Below are 20,198 nucleotides of genomic sequence, written 5' to 3' on the forward strand. Positions count from 1 at the left end.
GAAGGATGCCTCTCGGCATCCTTCTTATTTTTATTCTGTCCATGCTGGTTTTTCTTCTCCTTTCAAATGGTGTCCTAACCATTCCATCGTTTTTTGAAAAAGATCCTTTGAACTCGACCTGGAAGCTATATAATGTCCTTCCTCTGGATATATGAGCAATGTAGCCTCTTTTTTATTTCGCTTAAGTCCGATATAAAATTCCATCGATTGCCCCCACTCAACATTCAGATCTTTTTTTCCTGTCCATAACAAAATGGGTCTTGAAACATTTTCCACATAATAAATTGGATTATTGCGGAAATAAAGTTCCTTATTTTCCAAAAAAGAAGTTTTTAAATTAAATTGTCCGTTTTCATACTGCCAATAAAGCGGACTCATATAATGAAAACTCATTGAAAAATAGGATCGAACAATATCACTATATCCTGAACCTGCTATATAGGTTGCAAATCGATTTGAATGGGTTGCAATAAAATTGGTGATGTATCCTCCGTGCGAATGACCAATCATCCCTATCTTATCAAAATCTATTGAATTGTAACTACTTATTGCATCAAGAGATTTATTCACGCAGTCCAGTGCCGATATGCCTGTTCCCCGTTTATCAAAAACAATGTCAGGCATATAAACGAAATATCCTTGTTCCAAAAGAGATCGAATATCAAAGCCTTCAGTTATATTTTGTTCCAAAAATACCGGATATTCATTGCGTTTGTCACTTTGTATCTCATACACATGGACGATCAATGGATAGCGTTCAGATGGAATATAATTGAGAGGATAATGCAATGTCCCTTTAAGATTAGCATGCTCACTGTTTTGATAATGAATGGTTTCTATTCGAAAATCCGCTTGTGCCTTATCCCCTCTATTTGACTGATAAACTACTTTCTTTTTTTCTGACCTGCTCAAAGTGATCAACTGCTTAGGCAGATTATAGTTTTCTTCTGTAAAAACGTAACTGTTTTTTGAAATATCAGTTTTCTGATAAACCAGTTTTGAAGTGGTAGTTTTAATCAGAGGTAAATATTTTGTATTGGTTTTCTCATAAAATGATTTCACTAACGTAGATGGATCATAAACTTCAAACATAAAACTATTCTCATTAAGGCCTCGGCTACGAAAATTGATTTCTAAAAGGTAATTTAGAAAATTACCTGAATAGTCATAGGTAAGAATCTTGTAAATTCCCGGTTCATCTCTGTAACTGAGTTTAAGATGATCTGTTTTTATATCGTATTCCCAAAGTCCCTCCGATCCGTCAAATATGATCTTGTTATTTTTTGTAAAATAGACATTGGCAAAAGAGTTATCATTAATCTCTGCATATTTTAACGTATTAATATTTAACAGTTTCCAAAATTTATTTTTTTTATAAATTATATACTGACCACCCGGCGAGTAAAAAGCGATTTCTTTTATCGTATCAACATATTCAAGTTCTTCGTTTCTTTGATCAAATCTGTAAACTTTTGATGAAACCTGTTTTGTCGTATAATCCTGCATTTCGGAAAAACTAAACGTCAGAAAATACTTGTCATTATTGATATCTACGACTCTCTCCAGGTTCTTAGCTCCCAACTTAAGAATCTTTTTTTCTTCTGGCAGCCAAAGAAATTGATCTGGTACAGTATTTTTAAATTTATGTATAAGATTGTTATCTGATGTTAACCAGACTTCAGGATCAGAAGACTGTCTTTTGACCTTGGTCTTTTCCGTACTGATCATAATGCTTCCATCACTTCTTTGGTATCCGGTAGCAGAATTAAATTGGGGCTCTAGTACTTGTGCAAACTTGAATGTTTTTTTTGATACCCCATTATAATATACAATGTCTTGAATGTTTCCATCTTTTTTTTCAAAAATCAGTAAAGAATGATTTTTGAGAAACTTTACGCTCAATATTGTATGAGGTGTTTTGTACAAAGGTCCAATCCCACTTTTTTTTAGCTCAACCAGGTCATTCTCATTTCCATCTTTAACTTGCATAAGAATCGTATCATCATGAAAAAAGACTTTTGAAACTAATCCGATCGTATCCAGTAACTGTTCATTTTTCAAGTCATAGACCTTGACTGTGTCATAACTGTATAGTGCCAATAAATGATCTTTAGGGATCATACCAAAGCTTTGACATGCAGGTAAGTCCCACTGTTTATTTTTAATATAATCAAAAACTTCTGTATGGTCATTATACTTCAAAACCAATCGGTCGCTACTCCATTTATGATCTTTAACTTTTACTTTCTGATATAGCTTGGCGGGATTGTCTCGATTGACGATCACTAGCGTGTCACTGTTGTTATCATATACTTTGTAAAATGCCAGCCACTTGCCGTCTAATGAAGTATCTTTCAGATTAATGTTATAGTTATCATATTTTTCTCTCGATGCCATTTCACTTTTCTCCTGAGAAAATACTTGCTGGATTAAGAAAAACAATATGAATATTAAAAAAGTTTTCATCAGTACCCGAAATTTTGTGGATTAAGATTTGGATTAATGACCAGTTCTTTTTCCGGAATAGGAAAAGCACTGTGAAAAGTTTTCCAGCTGGGTTTTGTTAGAGGAAGCAAGGTTAATTTTTTAAATCTTTTTAGATCATAGAATCGATGACCCATTTCTGCAAAAAACTCATGTCTTGATTCTTCCATAATTTTATCAATGACCCCATCTTTTGAAAGACCAAAAGGTAATGGACTAAGTCCTGCTCGCTGTCTGATTTTGTCAACAGCTGCTTTAGCTTCAGGTAGTTTATTCTGTTGAGCCATGCATTCAGCATATAAAAGATATGCTTCCTCAATTCTTAATATGACGGAGTCTTCGGTCGAATTGGCATTGACAGGATTCTTATACTTCATCGGACGGAAATAGGTTTTCTGATTGATTACAGTAGCTAGTATCCAAGACTGCTTTCTTAGATCTCCTGTTTCAAAAGAATTGACTAAAGCCTCTGACAGCGAAAAAGATGTTGGCAGACTTGTTGTAAAATTGAACATGATAAATTCTTTTGTCGCATCCGTTGAATTCGCCGGCTTTAACTGCCACAAAATGTGCTTTCCTGTTTTAATAAAAACCTTACTTAAATCAGATTCCCAAGTGTAAAGCGGTGATTGAATAATCTGGGATAACAGAATTTCTGCTTCACTCCATTTGTCATCCATCATTAAAACTTTTGCCAGTAATAGCTCCGCCGTTTTCCTATTGATGTAAATTCTTTCCTGGTTAGAGTATTGGTCATGCAGAATACTAATGCTGCCTTTCAGATCATTTTCAAGATATGACATAAGTTGGCTCTTCGACATCTTTTTTAATTGACTGTTGTAAACATAATCCGTTGTATCGGTATACGGAATGTCATCAAAAATCTGTGACAAGTTGAAATATAACATAGAGCGTATAACTGTTGCTTCTCCAATTAGTCGATCTTTGTTTGCCTGTGAAACAGAAGTGGATTCCCTTACACCTTTAATAATTGAGTTTGCATAATAAATGTGTTTATATGCTCTCGACCAAAAATTGTAGATAATCGTATTGCTTGGAATCTGTACATTGTTGTAAATATCAACAAGACCATTCTGAACGTATGGGGAATAACAGTTGAGATCATCGGTGTACGTTCCCAAAATAGCTGCTCCACCTGTCGCATCTCCTGAAATCATCGAGCTGCTCCAAAGTTCGGCGTACAGTCCTGCCAGGGCGGCATTGGCTGATGAGACATCTGCAAACACTTCAGTGTTCCCAATCTGATTATAGGGAAGTTCTGTATCGATAAACTTTTCACATGATACCGATCCCAACAGGACTAAGCTTATTGAAACACTTTTCAATGTATTGAATATATTATTTTTCATTTTTTTAATTTTAAAAATTAATCTGAGTTCCTATGGACCATGTTCTTAAGGGTGGTAAATATCCTGTGGCAACAAACTCTGGATCAAGACCGAAATAGTTTGTCCATGTGATAACATTTTGACCCTGAACATAAATCATCAATTCAGAGATAACAGAATTTTGAAGGGGCAGTCTGTAATTAAGCTGGATATTTTTTAACCTGATAAATGATGCATCGCCAACAGCTGCTGTACTTTTCATAAAATTGGTATGCGCAGCATTTTTTGTTGCATTTACACCAGTGGTGTACGGCATGTAATAACCGTTTGGATTATTCACAGACCACACATCAGAAACCACTTGCGGTTGATTATTCATCGTTCCGGGAACTGACATATAGCTATTGTAGTTATAATTTCTCTGCTTTGTAAACTGGAATAAGAAGGACAAATCCCAATTTTTATATCGTAATCTGTTAGACAACCCTCCATAAAATTTCACTGAAAGATCTTCAATACTTTTATTGTCATCAGGGGCTGAGATTTTACCGTCTCCGTTAACATCTGTAAATGAGTACAGTCCCGTTAGTGGATTAACGCCCGTAAAATTGTACAGTTTTACAATAGATGTGCTGTAACCTACAACATACTGATTGGAAAAAGTGGATCCTTCCAGATTAGGAAATGCTAGAAGACGATTTTCGGGGATTGTAAGATTGAAATTGGATTCCCAAGTAAAATTGTTGGTTTTAATGGGTGTAGCTCTGAATTCAAACTCCCAACCTCTGTTCTCAACAGTTGCCGCTAAGTTAGCCTGAACGGATGTAAAGCCCGTAGTAGCTGGCAATGGAAGTCCAACGAGTTGATTATCTGATCTGTTTCTAAACCAGGAGATATTCATTCCAATAGCATCAGAAAAAAATGAAGTTTCAAGGGCAAATTCAAGCTTTTTTGTTTTTTCCCAGCTAAAGTTACCATTGAACAGCCTGGTGGGAACAAGCCCTACTACTCCATTATAAATACTTGATGAAGCTACTGAATAGGTGTCTCTGAATTGAGCATCACCAATATTATCACTTCCTGCAATACCGTAACTGCCTCTCAGTTTTCCAAAACTTAACCATTTTCTGTCTGCCAAAAAGTTCTCTTTGTAAAATAACCAGGCTGCTCCTATGGCTCCAAAGTTGGCGAATCTATTGTTGGGTCCAAATCTGCTGGAACCATCTCTTCTTGCGGTAAGATTAACAATATACTTACTGTCAAACTGATAGTTTATTCTTCCGAAGGCTGCAATATATTTATAATCTGTGGAAATAATATCCGAGAATATTTTTGTTTTTGCTGCATTAATATTCATCATTAATGCATTGCTTTCAAATCCTGAACCCTGAATAGAAGACTGTTTTGACTCCAAAGAATTAACAGTAGCTCCCAGTAGAACACTGACTTTATTTCTTCCCAACACAAAGTCCCCGGTAATCTGTGGTTCCACGTTATATGAAAATGAGGAAAATGAACTCGTGAAGGTACTTGACCCATTTGAGCTCGTAAAGTTAAAGGCAGGGTTATACCTTGTGTGAGGTCGCAGGTTAAATTCTTCAAAATTCTGGTAATTGAATCCTGAATTAATGTTAAATTGAATGTTTGGAAAAAGCTGATAAGACACATTCAAACTGTTGCTGATCTGCTTGGTATCGTTTTGATAAGTAGCCAATGTTGATGCTATGGGATTGGTAAAGGTGTTATTTTGCCAATTCAATGAACCATCAACATTATAAAGTGCAGGAGCATTGGGACTCAAAGATAAACCGATATTGGTCATATCTTCATTAATGACATTATTGAACTGCTGCGAAAAATTATTTGCAAGAGAGATATTCAGCTTTTTATCTTTTGATCTGTGGGTAAATCCCATTGATAAAACATTATTCTTATACCGATAATCAGCAGGGTAAACCGTTGTCTGTTCATTATGGGTAACATTGATCCGGTAAGTCCATCCGTCTGAGCCTCCCGACAGTCCCAGATTGGTATTCGATGTTGTTGCTGTTTTACCGGTTAATTCTTTCTGCCAATCGGTAGAGCGGGATTGATCCCATGCACCATTGATATCGTAAGCCGTAGCCGGTAACGTTAAAATATTGTCATTGGCAAATGCAGATTTTCTCATCTGGATGTATTCTGCGGTATTCATCATTTTCATTCTTGATGCTACACTGCTGAAAGCCAGACTTGAATTAACCGTGATACTGGATTTATTCTTACTTCCTTTTTTTGTTGTAATTAAGATCACACCATTAGCTCCCCTGCTCCCATAAATAGCAGTGGCATCAGCGTCTTTTAAGATTTCCAGGCTTTCAATATCATTGGGACTGATGCTGTTCAACGGGTTGATATTTCTGAATGGTAAAATCTGTGCAGAAAATGTTGAGGTCACTGATGTGGCCATAGGCACTCCGTCTAAAACATATAGAGGCTGATTTCCGTCCACAGGACTATTGGATAAGGTTCTGAGACTGTTTCTTCCTCTGATCTGCACATCATAACCACCACCTGCAACTCCTGTGCTTTGGGTAATATTAACCCCCGCCATCCTACCCTGTGCTGCTGAAAGAACATTGGTGACAGGTTGATTTTCTATATCTTTTGCTGAAACTTTGGCGATACTACCGGTTCTTTCTTTGTCTTTTACCCTGTAGTAGCCTGCGTTGAGAATAACTTCTTCGATTCCCTTTACTTTTTGTTCTAAGCTGACATTTACGACGGTCTGATTATTTGCTGTAATTTTTACTTCTGCATAATCACGATGTCTGAACAATAGGATGGGATTTTCTGTATTAACCTCCAGTCGGTAGGTTCCGTTATTGCCGGTAAGTGTTACCTGATTACTGCCTTCCTGAGAGATAATAACTCCTGCAAGGGGTTTATCTGATGAAGTGACTGTACCGGAAATGGCGCGTTTTTGAGCCTGTGTATTAATGCTTACTGTTGTCAGCATAAGGCCAAAGAAAATACCTCCTATATTGTAATAGGATTTTTTCATAGATTTGTAAAGGTTTTTAATTTAATTAAATAACTGATTTCAGCTCTTTCCCTATGTCGTCAAACTGTATGGGAAGGGGCTTTTTCTTTTTTTTCTGATTTTAATTTTGCGTAGATTCATGTGGATAATGTAAAGACTTTCCTGATGCCCTTTGGTATGAAAAAGGACTGGTGAGGTTCTGCAAGCAGTGACCGCAAGGCACCGGAAAGAATTTAATATGAATGAAATCTTTGTCCCAAGTTGGCATTTTATTGCCTCAATAGGTTGTACCCTCCTATTGTATCGTGCATGATACTATTTTGTAAGCAGGGCTTAGATTGTAATGTAGAAATGAGCGAACAGCATTGAAAAAAGACGGCATGGGAACTCTACATTATCCAATTCGGGGTACTGGTATACCTTTGACACAGATAAGAGAGCCCACGCCTAGGTCGTGAGCTTTCTGCTTATCATCTCGTGTCATAAAAGTACCAGTTTTCGAATTGAGATTCTAAGCAATAGCTTCTAATATTCTTTGAAGTATCGCAAAGTTAACAAACAAATATCTATCTGTCAACAATAATTTCAAATATACAAAAATAATCGGTACGGCATAGCGTAACGATATTTTTTTTTTGAATTTGTTAATTGCAATTGTGAATACTGAACAAAATGTTTACAAAATTAAAATCATTATTTCCATAAAAAAACTTTTGGAGAGAGGTAAAAGCCTGCAAAAAGATCGGAAGGATAATAAGGTTGTTTACAGCTATCATGGCGTTGCTTCTAATGCCCTCCTTCGAAAAGCAACAATCAATGATACTTTAAACGGTATTACATCACCGAAAGCTACTACTTTAATTAGTATTATTGAAGCCATGGAATTTACTATGACTGATTTTGGTAAAGAGTTTGACGGTATTTCAGATGAGGAAATAAAAGCATATTTGAATGAAAACGCATAAACATTTAACTTCGATTTACTAATTTCTCTGTAATGTCTATCACAACATTGATGTAGAACCTCCTTTGTTTCTTTATATTCTTTTTTGATTTTATTATAGTCTCGTTAGGTTTGATAAAGACCAATTGATAATACAATAATTACGATAGTAGAAAAAATACTATTGATTTTTAGTGCTTTCATAGATATGTTTTTGGGAAAATATATTAAAATACTGTACAATCTATAGTTATAAAAAAATGTACACTTGAGAATAATAAAAACTCTACTCAGCAAATGTCAACTAAAATATTCACTATTATAAAGTTTACCTTGACAGTACTGGTTCAATATGATCTAAAAAATTTGGTATGAGTGTTTTGCCGAACTGGTCTTTTCCCAGAGATTAAAAAAAGAGGAAATCTATAAATCTCCTCTTGTCTGTTAAGTTTTAATAAACTATTTTATTGTGTAAACGGATTTTAAATACTCTTGCAATGCAGTTGGTCTTGTACCCAACAACCTTTCGAGATCTTTGCTTGTTATATCTAATTCACCCTGTGCCTGGGCCTTTGCAAAAGTTGAAAATAGTTCGATGAACTCTTGTGGGATCCCTATATTGGAGAGTATTTGTTGGTATTCTTGCGGTGAGGGAGATGTATATACTATATTTTTCCCTGTGATATCAGAAAGACTCTTCGCAACATCATCAAAATTGTATGCTTCAGCGTTGGAGAGATCATATATTTTGTTTTCGTGACTAGTAGATATTATAATATTTGCCGCTACTTCTGCCATTTCAGAGCGTAAAGCAAAGGCTGCATTACCAGATTGAGCCGGGAAGTAAATCGAGCCAGTCTCAATGACGTCTTCACCGATGAAAAAAGGAATGAGATCGAGATATAGATTGTTTTTCAATATCGTGTAGTTAATTCCGCTCATTTTCAAATATTCTTCAGTTTTTAAATGAGATTCACCAACACTTTTGAATAGAGGTGATGATTCAGTTTCATTCTTTCTTTCATAGCTTGTGTAGATGATATGCTTGACCCCAGCTTGCTTAGCAGCATCGACTACGTTTCTATGTTGGGTAAGACGATTTACAATATCATTTCCAGAAATAAATAAAAGTTTGTCTATATCTTGAAATGCATTTACCAGTGAAAGACTTACTAGGTAGATAATTGTCAATTTGATTCTGATTTATTATTTTCTTCTCGACCTTTTTTAAATCTATATATTCAGCAGTGGTAAGACACAAAAATTATGGTTTTTGTTTGTAATTGTTGTAATAAAGATTGCTAGTCTCGAATTTTACTTGTACAATTGTAAACAACAATCTCTCTCTAAGGTTCAGAGAGATTGTCTTAATTAGAAAAGAATTAGATCAGTTCAAAACCTCCGCCTACATGCAGAACAGTTCCGTGAACATAACTAGCATCATCAGAGCTTAAAAAAAGAGTTCCTTGTGCAATTTCCCTTACTTCACCTAATCGTCCGATCAAACTCATTTGAGGGATAATATCCTGTTCTGTCATACCTCGACCTTCTAATGTGGCTGTAAGCATAGGAGTTCTGATCGCGCCAGGAGCCACAGAATTAATTCTTATACCTTTTACACCATACTCGAATGCTGCTGCTTTGGTCAATCCTTCCACACCATGTTTAAAAGCCTGGTAAGCAGGATTACCCAATATTGGTTTAAATGCATTTATTGAAGAAATATTTACCATTGATCCGCCATCACCTTGAGCTACGAATTGTCGAAGTTCATATTTCATACACAGTGCTGTTCCTTTTAAATCTACAGCCTGAAGACGGTCATAATATTCTTCATCAAGATCCTGAAAAGAATTATTATCTGGCTTTAGGGCTGCATTATTTACTGCACAATCTAATCTTCCATAAGTATCAACTGTAAATTTCACCATTTCCTCTACCTGCTTTGAATCTGAAATATCAACTTTACAAAAAGTTGCCTCGCCACCTGCAGCTTTTATTTGTTCCACAACTCTACGTCCCTCCTCTTCATTGAAGTCAGCAACAATTACTTTTGCACCTTCCTCTGCAAACAACTCAGCAGTAGCTTTTCCCATTCCTATCGCAGCACCAGTTATAAGTGCCACTTTGTCTTTAACTCTATTCATTTTTTTATTTGTATTAAAAGTTTTATAATTTGTTATTTCAATTGTAGATTTATTTATTAGTTAAAATCATAAAAATTCTGCGTATTGAAGTAAATATTAATTTTATTAAAAATTTTTCTTGCCCTCAACAATTAGTATTTCACAATTTGTCATCTTTTCTCTGTAAAGATAGAATCAAAAAAAAAGCTATTTTTGACAAAAAAAAGATATTTTTTGACAAAAAGAACAGAAAGATTTATGAATCGCAATATACCAAACTTAGCAATTGATGAACTTACTCTTGGACAAAATATAAATTGGCAAACCCGTGACTATTATGTTACCAAAGATCCCGTAAATAACCTTCTCCGCTATTTTCCACTACGCCAAAATTGTTACATGATCTCAATTTGTACATCCGGAAGTATGAGGGTCAGGCTGAATGGGGAAGAAATTACTTTGGAGATCAACACATTGGCAATCTTTACTCCCTCAACCATAATAGACGTCATTGAAATATCAAAAGATTATAGATGTCATTTAGTAATTTTTATGAAAAGCTTTCTCATCGAAACGCTTAATAACATTTATTTCCTTGAGAGATTTCAATTTTTGAACAACAACGGTCTTTTTAATCTGAGATTGGACGCGAACAATATTTCAAACCTGCTTTCCCATATCGATAAGATTATAACAACACAAAAAAATAAAACACACCCATACAGGCATGATATTGTTAGAAACCTGATCATCATCTTGATCTATGAGACAGACAATATTTTGAAGAGGCATATATCAGTTAACAATTCTGGTAATAGTTACGGTCAGGAAAAAATACTTTCCGATTTTCAAGTGTTGCTACGCAAAAAATTTTACATGGAGCGAAAAGTTGGATTTTATTCAAAGGAGCTCAGCATATCAACACAGTTGCTAACAAATATCGTAAGAAAATACACTGGAAAAAGTGCCAAAGATCATATTGAGGAAATGGTACTTACTCAGGCTAAAGTATTCCTAAGGTCTGGAAAATACAATGTCTCGGAAGTCGCAACACTATTATACTACGATAACATAGAGGAATTCTCTAGATTTTTTAAAAGAAAGACAAGTGTCACACCTCTAAAGTTTTCAAGGAACACGCATTTATAAATTGACCAAAGAACTACAGCATCTACCTGTTAAAATTTTGCATACTAACTGAGAAAATCTCACCAACATTTTTCAGTAATTGATGCAATATGGTCGACGTACATTTTAATCAGCTTGTGCCAACGTATCAGATTCCATTTAAACAAAATACCTAGAAAATGAAGACCAACTTCCAATCGGTTTTCTACCAATTTTTTATGGTGACAAAGATGAGCTTTAACATCAATTTTTTTGAACCGTATTGTCGTCTTACTTTTTCAAATAACCAATAATTTTGTTGTATTAATTTTAAATAATATTAAAAATGAGTAATCAAAAAGTTTGGTTTATTACAGGATGTTCTACAGGTTTTGGTAGAGAACTAGCGAAAGCTGTATTGCAAAAAGGAGATTATGTGGTGGTTACTGCAAGAAATAAACTGGATATTAAAGATATAGTGGATCCATATCCCGATAGCTCTATCGCTTGTGCATTAGATGTTACAAATGCTGAACAAATTGATGAGAGTGTAAAAATTGCGATAGAGAGATTTGGTAAAATTGATATCTTAGTAAATAATGCAGGGATTGGTTACTTCAGCACTATTGAGGAAAGTGATGAAAGAGAAGTACGCAAAATGTTTGAGATTAACTATTTTGGTCTTATTCAGCTAACATCGAAAGTTCTTCCATATTTGAGAAAAGAGAAATCGGGTTTTATAGTTAATTTTAGTTCAATTGGTGGTTTGATGTCATTCCCTAGTGTGGGGCATTATAACGCAACTAAATTTGCCGTTGAAGGTTATTCAGAAGCACTTTCAAAAGAACTCGTAGGAACAAATATTAAGGTGCTTATAGTAGAGCCTGGTCCATTCAGAACTGATTGGGCAGGTCGTTCAGCTGTCGCAGAAAATATTAAGATCTCCGAATATAGTGATACTTCTGCTGTCAAAGACAGTATGCGTGAAGGCAGTGGAAAGGAGGCTGGTGATCCAGTTAGAGCCGCTCATGCAATAATTGAGGTAGTAGAGTCAACAAAACCTCCTCTCAGATTACTATTGGGAGAAATAGCATTGAACAATGCTTATGTTAAATTAGGAGAACTTAAAAATGATTTTGACAACTGGAAGGATTTAACTTTATCGGCCGATTTTCCAAAATAGCCAATTTTGATTTTTTCAGATAGATTTGATGATAATTGGGTTGCAAAATTTGCAGCCCTCTTTCTTTTTGACCCAAATAATCAAATCATTTGATCTCTTATGCAATATCAGAAAAGAAAAACAACCTCAACTTTGTAAAATAATTATAAATTATGAAAAAGAAAATATTTCCTCTTTTACTTGGAGGTTTTGGATTAGGTGTAGCTGAATTTGTAATGATGGGGATCCTCCCTCAGATTGCCACTGCCGTTGACATCTCTATTTCCCAAGCAGGTTACTTGATTTCAGCATATGCCTTAGGTGTTGTGCTTGGTGTACCTATTCTTAACAATATATCAAAAAAATATTCAGCGAAAAAAGCATTGGTCATTTTATTGCTTATGTTCATAGTTTTTAACGCTCTGACAATAGTTGCTCCAAACTTTGATCTTTTGGTATTTTCCAGATTGTTAGCAGGACTACCGCATGGGGCCTTTTTCGGTGTTGGATCGGTCGTTGCAAGCCGAGTTGCTCAGAAAGGTAAGGAAGCACAGGCTGTTTCTTTTATGTTCATGGGACTTACTTTAGCAAATGTCATTGGCGTTCCTATAGGAACATATATTGGACAAGAAGTTTCCTGGCGTGGTTCTTTTATGTTAATCGCCCTTATTGGTTGCATCTCACTTATATTGTTAAAAATATCACTACCTGACACCCATAGTGATACCAAAGAAAAGGAAGATAGTCCATCACTTCTAAAATTCTTCAACAGTCGTAAAGCTTGGATCATAGTGTTGATGATCTGTATTGGGCAAGGCGGATTCTTCACATGGTTTAGCTATGTATCACCTCTATTGACGAACGTCAGTGGATTTGATGAAAGCTCGGTTGTATATATATTGATCTTTGCAGGAGTAGGTATGACAGCAGGAAGTTACTTCGGTGGGCTCCTTTGTGACAGATATACACCAGAAAGAACGGTGATGGGACTATTTGTTTTAATGTCAATCTCCCTTTTGTTGGTGCATTTTTTCTCATGGTACAAGATACCTTCGCTGATTCTCACTTTCGTGACTGGTGCAACATCGTTTGCTTTGGTTCCATCTATTCAGATGTTGATCATAAGATCTTGGAAGGGATCCGAAGTTGTAGCATCTTCTGTCGGACAGGCCTGTTTTAACGTTGGAAATGCTTTGGGTGCTTGGTTAGGTGGAATTCCTCTTGAATATGGAATGAACTATACTTGGTCATCCTCTGTAGGAGTAATAATGGCAACTTTTGGAATATTGATGGCCTATATCATTTTCAAAAATAGTAAAAGTGAAAGTCTTGGTTCTCACACCTATAGTTAATTCTTTAACTCTAAATCACCCCGCAATGAAAGCAACAAAAGTACCGAATGAACTAATGAATGCACCTCACTACAATAACTTTTTGCGATTAGATTCCGTTAAAATTATTGAATCGTGCACGAGCGTTACAGACAAAAAAGGTGCAATGTTTTTGAAAGACCATATGTTACTTTTTGTTCTTGAAGGCACGAAGCATATTTTATATGGTAATCAAAGATATACAGTGTCCAAAAATCAAATGGTTCTATTGAAAAAAAACATCAGTTTTGATTATCACAAAACTGGTGATCTGGAAAACAACCATAGTTACGACTGTATTATGTTTTTTCTAAAAGATGAATTTGTATTGGATTACATCAAAATGGCTGGCATCAAGGATACAACTACAGAAGAAATGGCGAGAATCACTGTAAAGAAAGTAAAAGAACCTTTACTGTCCTTTGTTCTATCTATAAAACCATATTTTAATGATGCTTCAAAAATATCTCCAGGTCTGATCAGATTAAAAATGCTTGAACTATTATATGATTTGGCAAACACAGACCGAAATCTACTTTTACAATTGCTACAATTGAAACAACAAGTTGTGGCCGACATTCCTCAGATTATAGAAGAAAATTATACAAATCCGCTGAGTCTGGAAGATTTTGCCTATTTGTCAGGTCGTAGTCTCTCCAGTTTCAAGAGAGATTTCCAATTGATCTACAAAGTTTCGCCAGGTAACTATATCAGGGAAAGACGTCTGAAAAAAGCTAAAGAGTTATTAACAGTTACAGAACTTCCTGTTAAAGATATCTGCTATGAAACCGGTTTCGACAATGTTGCTCATTTTTCAAGATTGTTTAAAAGCTTTTTTGGTTCGACACCTTCTCAAACTCGTGCCAAATTTTGAGCGTTTTTGCATATATTTTTGACCTTTTCTAACCTTAAGATTCTCTGATTGAATTGTAATTTTGAAAGAATTACAAACAATTAAAGAAATGGAAAAAGACAATTCAAGAAGAGCATTTCTTCAGAAAACAGCATTAGCAGGAGCAGGACTTTTACTTGCTGATCACATGGCATTTGCAAGTAATTTACTGTCAAAACCAAACCCAACACCCCCATTCCGAGTGAGATCAAAGGGCTATGCAGCTCGTGACAGCAGTGGAAATTTAGGTGTTTATGAATTTGAAAGACAGCCTGTAGGTGATAATGATATTCTTATCGAAATTAAATTTTCCGGAGTATGTCACAGTGATATCCACACAGTAAAAGGTGAGTGGGGAGATCAAAAATATCCATTAGTCCCTGGACATGAAATTGCCGGAATTGTTACAGCAGTAGGCAAGAACGTTAAAAAATTTAAAGTTGGTGACCATGCAGGGGTAGGTTGTATGGTTGATAGTTGTGGATCTTGCAAAAGCTGTAAGGATGGTTTACAACAATATTGTGAAAAAGGAACCACAATGACCTACGGCACGAAATCAGAGAAATATCCTACAGGGGTAACTCAGGGTGGTTACGCCAACAATCTAGTAGTTACAGAAAGTTTTGCAATAAAAATTCCAAAAAACATGTCATTACAAGATGCCGCGCCACTACTCTGTGCGGGTGTGACAACTTATTCACCCTTAATGAAGGCTGATGTAGGAAAAGGTATGAAAGTCGGTGTAGCTGGTATAGGCGGTTTAGGACATCTTGCAATAAAAATAGCTGTATCAAAAGGTGCAGAAGTATATGCTTTTACAACAACAAATGACAAGGTCGATGATATTAAGAAGTTTGGAGCCAAAGAGGTTATTGTCGTTGATGACCTTTCTAAATTAGATGCGCATAAAGGTACTCTGGATTATATGATCAGCACAATCCCGGTTTCCTATGATTTGAGCGCATATATTGCTTTGGTAAAGCCAAATGGTAACTACACTCAGGTTGGGCTTCCAGCGGGAAACATATCTTTTAACAACTTTGCTTTCATCTCAAGTCGTGTCAACTTCAACGGCTCTTTGATCGGTGGTATTCCGGAGACTCAAGAAATCTTGGATTATTGTGCCCAAAACAAGATTTATCCTGAAATTCAGATTGTAGATATCAAAGATATTAATGATGTTTATGATAAAGTTCTTCAAAAAAAAGCTAGATATAGATACGTCATTGATGCAAAAACAATATAATTTCAATCTTAAAATTTAAAATAATATTTTATGAAAAATAACAAAACGGCTCTAGTTACTGGAGCTTCAAACGGAATTGGTTTCGAATTGGCGAAACTTTTAGCCAAAGATAATTACAACTTAGTTTTAGTTTCTCGTGGCGAAGAAAAACTGGAAGAAGCCAAACAAAAACTTTCTACTTATGGAGTTGAGATCCGTACTAAATCATCCGATCTCTCAGTTTATGAAGATATTGAAAACCTTAAAAATTGGGTTGATCAAAATAATATAGATTTAGATATTCTAATACTTAATGCTGGACAAGGTTACGGAGGAGATTTCGTTCATTCAACAGACTTATCACGAGAGTTATCCTTGATCAGATTAAATGTTGATTCATATGTTCACATGTCCAAATTATTTCTGAAGGATATGGTTGATAAAAATGAAGGAAAAGTTCTCATGACATCATCTGTTTCTGGTACTACACCAATTCCTTTCGAAGCAGTTTATGGTGCTACGAAGGCTTTTGTAAATTCTTTCTTTTACGCAGTTAGAAACGAATTAAAAACTACCAATATTAACATGACTCTTTTGATGCCTGGCGGAACTGAAACGAATTTCTTTAAAAATGCAGATATGGCACAGACTAAAATTGGTTCAATGAAAAAAGACAAGCCTGAAGATGTAGCAGAGAGAGGTTACTATGCATTAATGAGTGGCCATGAATATGCCTATGGTAGTGATGATGTTGAATACGAAGGGGATATTTTGAATAGAATGCAGAGTGAATCTCAAAAAGCCCAAAGACACAGAATGATCTCAGAACCGAGTCCTAAATCTTAGTAACAAATCAAATATAATATTATGAAAAATACAGTAACAGTAATAACTGGAGCATCCTCAGGTATCGGAGCTGCCACAGCAGAAAAAATTGCAGAAGCCGGCGGAAAAGTTGTTCTAGTAGCAAGAGACGAAAAGAAACTATTATCTCTGGTCGATAAAATTAAAAAAGAAGGTGGCGAAGCCTATTTTCAAGTGGCAGACGTTTCTGAACTTGAAGATATGAAAAGAGTTTCAGATTATTGCAAAGCTGAAGTCGGTAAAGTGAATAATCTTGTTAATAATGCAGGATTAATGCTTTTCTCTTACTGGAAGGATGCGGTGGTTGAGGACTGGAACAAGATGATAGACACAAATATAAAGGGATACCTACATTCCATAGCTGCCTTTCTACCTGATTTAATCGATCAGAAATCCGGACATATTCTAAACATGAGTTCTGTGGCCGGAATTCATACTGGAGATGCAAGTGGTGTATACAGTGCTACAAAATTTTTCATTAGAGGAATGACAGAAAGCTTAAGGAAGGAGGTTGGAACACAATATAACATTCAAGTTTCGATGGTTAGTCCTGGAGTGATTGATACCGGCTGGGCCGATAAAATAGAAAATAAAGCAGGCTCAGAATTGGCAAAAGAGCTGAACAAAGGGGCAATTAAACCAGATGTGATAGCAAATGCGGTGGTATTTGCTTTATCACAGCCTAATGGTGTGGCAGTAAATGATATAGTTGTATCACCTACTGGCCAAAATTGGTAAAATTAAAATTATGAATAATGGATTGCCTTATGTCATCTGTCTCATGATGACCTCCGTAGATGGTAAAATCTTAGGACAGACCTGGGGGGAGAATCCTCAGGTAAAGAAATTAATAAATAAGTATGAAGAAGCCCACGAGACCTTTGGAATCAACGCATGGATATGTGGGAGAACGACTTTTGAAAGAGATTTCACAAAAGGTGCTGCACCGATTTTCAAAGAAGGTACAGATGTGATTTCGCGCGAAGATTTTATTGGAGATAATGAAGCTTCGTCTTTTGCTATTGCAGTGGACGGTAAAGGAAAATTAGGTTGGGAAAGCAATAACCTGCTTTCTGATCACGTAATTACCATACTAACCGAATCCGTTTCTGATCAGTATTTGCGTCATCTTAGATCAATAAATGTCTCATACATCTTTGCTGGCAAATCAGAAATAGACCTTAAGAAAGCGATGATACAATTACGTTCTCTCTTCGGCATAGAAACTTTGCTCCTTGAAGGAGGTGGTAGAATGAACGGAAGTTTTATTCAAGAAAAATTAGTCAATGAATTTCATCAGCTACTCCTTCCGATAATAGATGGAAAAGACAAAACCTCTACCGCTTTTGAGATAGATAATTCGAAAGTAGACCATGCAACGCTTTTGAGTCTAAAAGCAGTAAGCAGATTGGACGACGATGTGGTTTTAATGAAATATTTTGTACAATACAATTAAAAAAATTATGAAAAATAAAAGAATAGCAGTAACAGGAGGGCACGGGAAGATAGGAGTTGTGCTAGTACCATATCTTACATCATTAGGTTACGATGTTTTCGTGATTGATAAGGATGAACCCCTATATGAAGGAGAAGCATATATGCAGGCGAATCTCGAAGACTTTGGACAGACACTTGACGCCTTATCAAGCGTTGGAAAAGACGTCTATGCAAGGCCTGAGCATAAAGCTTTTGATGCCATAGTACATCTTTCGAGCATGCCACATCCAAGAATGGTTCCTGACAGTGACGAATTCAGAGTGAACATGATTGTTACGTACAATGTTTTTGAGGCAGCAAAAAGATTGGATATAAAAAATGTCATCTGGACCGCAAGCGAAGTAGGAACAGGAGTGCCTTATGACAAAACTAATGCTCCGTATGTTCCAGTGGATGAAGATTACCCTTTAAGAGGATATAATGTCTATTCACTAACAAAGGTGTTGGGTGAAGAAATGGCTCATCAATTCTGCTTGAATGATCCAAAGATGCGCATTACATGCCTTCGTCTGTCAAATGTTATGAATCCTGAAGAATATAAAAAGTTTGAAGGATGGCAAAATGATCCTAAAGAAAGGCTTTGGAATATGTGGACATATATTGATAACCGAGATGTGGCACAAAGTATCGAACTTGCAATTCAATATGACATTAGAGGTAAAGATGAATTTTTTATTACCGCTGATAAAACTGTGATGAGAACTCCTACGCAGGAATTAGTCGATAAATACTATCCGGAGATTGAAAAAAGAAAACAGTTTGAAGGAAATGAAGTTGTGATATCCAATAGCAAGGCAAAAAAAGTACTTGGCTTTGCACCAAAGTATCATTGGGAAGATGAATTATAAATATAGAGTTTAAATGTTAGAGGCAGTTACTAAGTGAAGTAGCTGCCTCTATTGTTATTTTTTGTTTTAGAAAACATTTTGTTACTCAATTTTAGCTTTAGTAGAAAGAATAAAAACTCCAATCCCCATACTAATTAAAAAGACGAAAGAGACTCTGAGAGAAAATAGTCCTGCAATATATCCAATTAGTGGAGGTCCGAATAAAAAGCCGACAAAACTAATAGTGGAAACTGCAGCAATAGCTGATCCCGGGCTCATTATTTTTGATTTTGATGCCACGCTATATATGGTTGGAACAACGGAAGATATTCCAGCTCCTATTAGCATAAATCCTAAAATGGATGGTAACAAAGACGGGAATGATACGGTTATTAGTAGGCCTATAGTACTTAAAATCCCACTCAATTGTAAAGTTCTTCGTAATCCATACTTCGTTGAGAATCTATCCGCAAAGAAACGTCCTGCAGCCATTGTACACATGCACGCTGTATAACCTGCACCAACCCATTGCTTATTGGCACCAACAATTTTCTTGAAATAAATCACTCCCCAATCAAACATTGCGCCGTCTATCACCATCGAACAAAATGCTATCATTCCTATAGTTATCAGAGATTTTTCCGGTACGACAAAAGTTTTTTGCGTTTTTTCCGGTACCTGATCATCGTTTAAAAAACTGAGAGATAAAATTACAGTAATAATTATAATAGAAGCAACTAGTAAAAAGTGAAAAACTGTACTCACACTGAACCCAATCATCAGTGTACCAAAACCTGCACCTAAAAACGTTGCAATGCTATATATTCCGTGGAAGCTTGACATAATTGGTTTCCCGTAGAGTTTCTCGACTGATACAGCCTGAGTATTTACAGAGATATTTGTTGCATTGCAAAATAATCCAAAAAAAATGAGGCTTGTGATAAGTAAATACACTGTGTTCACAAAAGCCAATGCCACTAACGTCAAGGCAAAGCTAATAACCGAAATTGCCAACATATTTCTACTTCCCAATTTATTGACCAACCATCCTGAGAGAGGTAGTGATACTACTAGGCCAACAGGTAATGCAAATAGTATGGAACCTAGCTCCTGATCAGAAAGCATAAACTTTTGTTGAATGGAAGATATCCTAGATCCCCAGCTTGCAAAGCATAAACCTGCCACAAAAAAAATCAGTGAAATGGAAATTCTGAAAATTTTCGAGGCATTATTAAATTCATTTTTTTTGTTAAATCCCATTAAAGTTGTAACAGTAGTAAGTCATAATCATTGATAGTTGAATGTAAATGTTAAGCAGCATTCCGAGACA

Annotated in this window: 16 protein-coding genes; 10 read left to right on the forward strand and 6 right to left on the reverse strand. The window is 35.7% G+C overall.

Going from position 1 to position 20,198, the window contains the following annotated elements:
• Nucleotides 1–30: 30 nt before the first annotated feature.
• From BW964_RS08230 to BW964_RS08240, 3 genes are read right to left on the reverse strand one after another with little or no spacing between them, the layout of a single operon-like run.
• On the reverse strand, nucleotides 31–2,466 hold the full coding sequence (locus tag BW964_RS08230) for an alpha/beta hydrolase family protein (RefSeq protein ID WP_076506313.1): 2,436 nt from the start codon (nucleotides 2,464–2,466) through the stop codon (nucleotides 31–33).
• Nucleotides 2,466–3,854 (reverse strand): RagB/SusD family nutrient uptake outer membrane protein, encoded by a 1,389-nt coding sequence (locus BW964_RS08235; RefSeq protein ID WP_076506314.1) that lies wholly within the window; start codon nucleotides 3,852–3,854, stop codon nucleotides 2,466–2,468. Before BW964_RS08235 ends, BW964_RS08230 begins: the two co-directional genes overlap by 1 nt.
• 10 nt (nucleotides 3,855–3,864) lie before the next feature.
• Nucleotides 3,865–6,876: a SusC/RagA family TonB-linked outer membrane protein gene (locus BW964_RS08240; protein WP_076506316.1), complete on the reverse strand. Its 3,012-nt coding sequence runs from the start codon at nucleotides 6,874–6,876 to the stop codon at nucleotides 3,865–3,867.
• Between the two features lie 635 nt (nucleotides 6,877–7,511).
• Between BW964_RS08240 and BW964_RS08245 the strand changes: the two genes are divergently transcribed.
• Nucleotides 7,512–7,820: a hypothetical protein gene (locus BW964_RS08245; protein WP_123911926.1), complete on the forward strand. Its 309-nt coding sequence runs from the start codon at nucleotides 7,512–7,514 to the stop codon at nucleotides 7,818–7,820.
• 437 nt (nucleotides 7,821–8,257) lie between these two features.
• On the opposite strand, the gene BW964_RS08250 is transcribed toward BW964_RS08245, so the two are convergent.
• Both BW964_RS08250 and BW964_RS08255 read right to left on the reverse strand, forming a co-directional pair.
• Nucleotides 8,258–8,989 carry an SDR family oxidoreductase gene (locus tag BW964_RS08250; RefSeq protein WP_076506319.1) on the reverse strand — a complete coding sequence of 244 codons (732 nt, stop codon included), beginning with the start codon at nucleotides 8,987–8,989 and terminating at the stop codon, nucleotides 8,258–8,260.
• Nucleotides 8,990–9,180: 191 nt separating this feature from the next.
• The gene (locus BW964_RS08255; RefSeq protein WP_262484540.1) at nucleotides 9,181–9,924 is read right to left on the reverse strand and encodes an SDR family NAD(P)-dependent oxidoreductase; all 744 of its coding nucleotides are present in this window, start codon (nucleotides 9,922–9,924) and stop codon (nucleotides 9,181–9,183) included.
• Between the two features lie 234 nt (nucleotides 9,925–10,158).
• On the opposite strand from BW964_RS08255, the gene BW964_RS08260 reads away from it, so the two are divergent.
• The 9 genes from BW964_RS08260 to BW964_RS08300 all read left to right on the forward strand — a co-directional run bounded on the left by BW964_RS08260 (nucleotide 10,159) and on the right by BW964_RS08300 (nucleotide 18,889).
• Nucleotides 10,159–11,073 carry a helix-turn-helix domain-containing protein gene (locus BW964_RS08260; RefSeq protein WP_123911925.1) on the forward strand — a complete coding sequence of 305 codons (915 nt, stop codon included), beginning with the start codon at nucleotides 10,159–10,161 and terminating at the stop codon, nucleotides 11,071–11,073.
• A gap of 304 nt (nucleotides 11,074–11,377) precedes the next feature.
• On the forward strand, nucleotides 11,378–12,214 hold the full coding sequence (locus BW964_RS08265) for an oxidoreductase (RefSeq protein ID WP_076506325.1): 837 nt from the start codon (nucleotides 11,378–11,380) through the stop codon (nucleotides 12,212–12,214).
• A 152-nt stretch (nucleotides 12,215–12,366) separates the two neighbouring features.
• Nucleotides 12,367–13,545 carry an MFS transporter gene (locus BW964_RS08270; protein ID WP_076506327.1) on the forward strand — a complete coding sequence of 393 codons (1,179 nt, stop codon included), beginning with the start codon at nucleotides 12,367–12,369 and terminating at the stop codon, nucleotides 13,543–13,545.
• 25 nt (nucleotides 13,546–13,570) lie between these two features.
• On the forward strand, nucleotides 13,571–14,437 hold the full coding sequence (locus tag BW964_RS08275) for an AraC family transcriptional regulator (RefSeq protein WP_076506743.1): 867 nt from the start codon (nucleotides 13,571–13,573) through the stop codon (nucleotides 14,435–14,437).
• A gap of 61 nt (nucleotides 14,438–14,498) precedes the next feature.
• Nucleotides 14,499–15,701, forward strand: a complete 1,203-nt coding sequence (locus BW964_RS08280; protein ID WP_228431945.1) for an NAD(P)-dependent alcohol dehydrogenase — start codon at nucleotides 14,499–14,501, stop codon at nucleotides 15,699–15,701.
• A gap of 30 nt (nucleotides 15,702–15,731) precedes the next feature.
• Entirely contained in the window at nucleotides 15,732–16,526 is a 795-nt protein-coding gene (locus BW964_RS08285; protein ID WP_076506329.1) for an SDR family NAD(P)-dependent oxidoreductase, read from the forward strand.
• Nucleotides 16,527–16,547: 21 nt separating this feature from the next.
• The gene (locus tag BW964_RS08290; protein ID WP_076506331.1) at nucleotides 16,548–17,282 is read left to right on the forward strand and encodes an SDR family oxidoreductase; all 735 of its coding nucleotides are present in this window, start codon (nucleotides 16,548–16,550) and stop codon (nucleotides 17,280–17,282) included.
• Between the two features lie 10 nt (nucleotides 17,283–17,292).
• Nucleotides 17,293–18,000 (forward strand): RibD family protein, encoded by a 708-nt coding sequence (locus BW964_RS08295; RefSeq protein ID WP_076506746.1) that lies wholly within the window; start codon nucleotides 17,293–17,295, stop codon nucleotides 17,998–18,000.
• Between the two features lie 7 nt (nucleotides 18,001–18,007).
• The gene (locus BW964_RS08300; RefSeq protein WP_076506333.1) at nucleotides 18,008–18,889 is read left to right on the forward strand and encodes an NAD-dependent epimerase/dehydratase family protein; all 882 of its coding nucleotides are present in this window, start codon (nucleotides 18,008–18,010) and stop codon (nucleotides 18,887–18,889) included.
• Between the two features lie 81 nt (nucleotides 18,890–18,970).
• Here BW964_RS08300 and BW964_RS08305 read toward each other — a convergent pair whose 3' ends face one another.
• Nucleotides 18,971–20,128 carry an MFS transporter gene (locus BW964_RS08305; protein WP_076506335.1) on the reverse strand — a complete coding sequence of 386 codons (1,158 nt, stop codon included), beginning with the start codon at nucleotides 20,126–20,128 and terminating at the stop codon, nucleotides 18,971–18,973.
• Between the last annotated feature and the right edge of the window lie 70 nt (nucleotides 20,129–20,198).

Source organism: Chryseobacterium shigense (assembly GCF_900156575.1).
Lineage (GTDB): Bacteria > Bacteroidota > Bacteroidia > Flavobacteriales > Weeksellaceae > Chryseobacterium > Chryseobacterium shigense.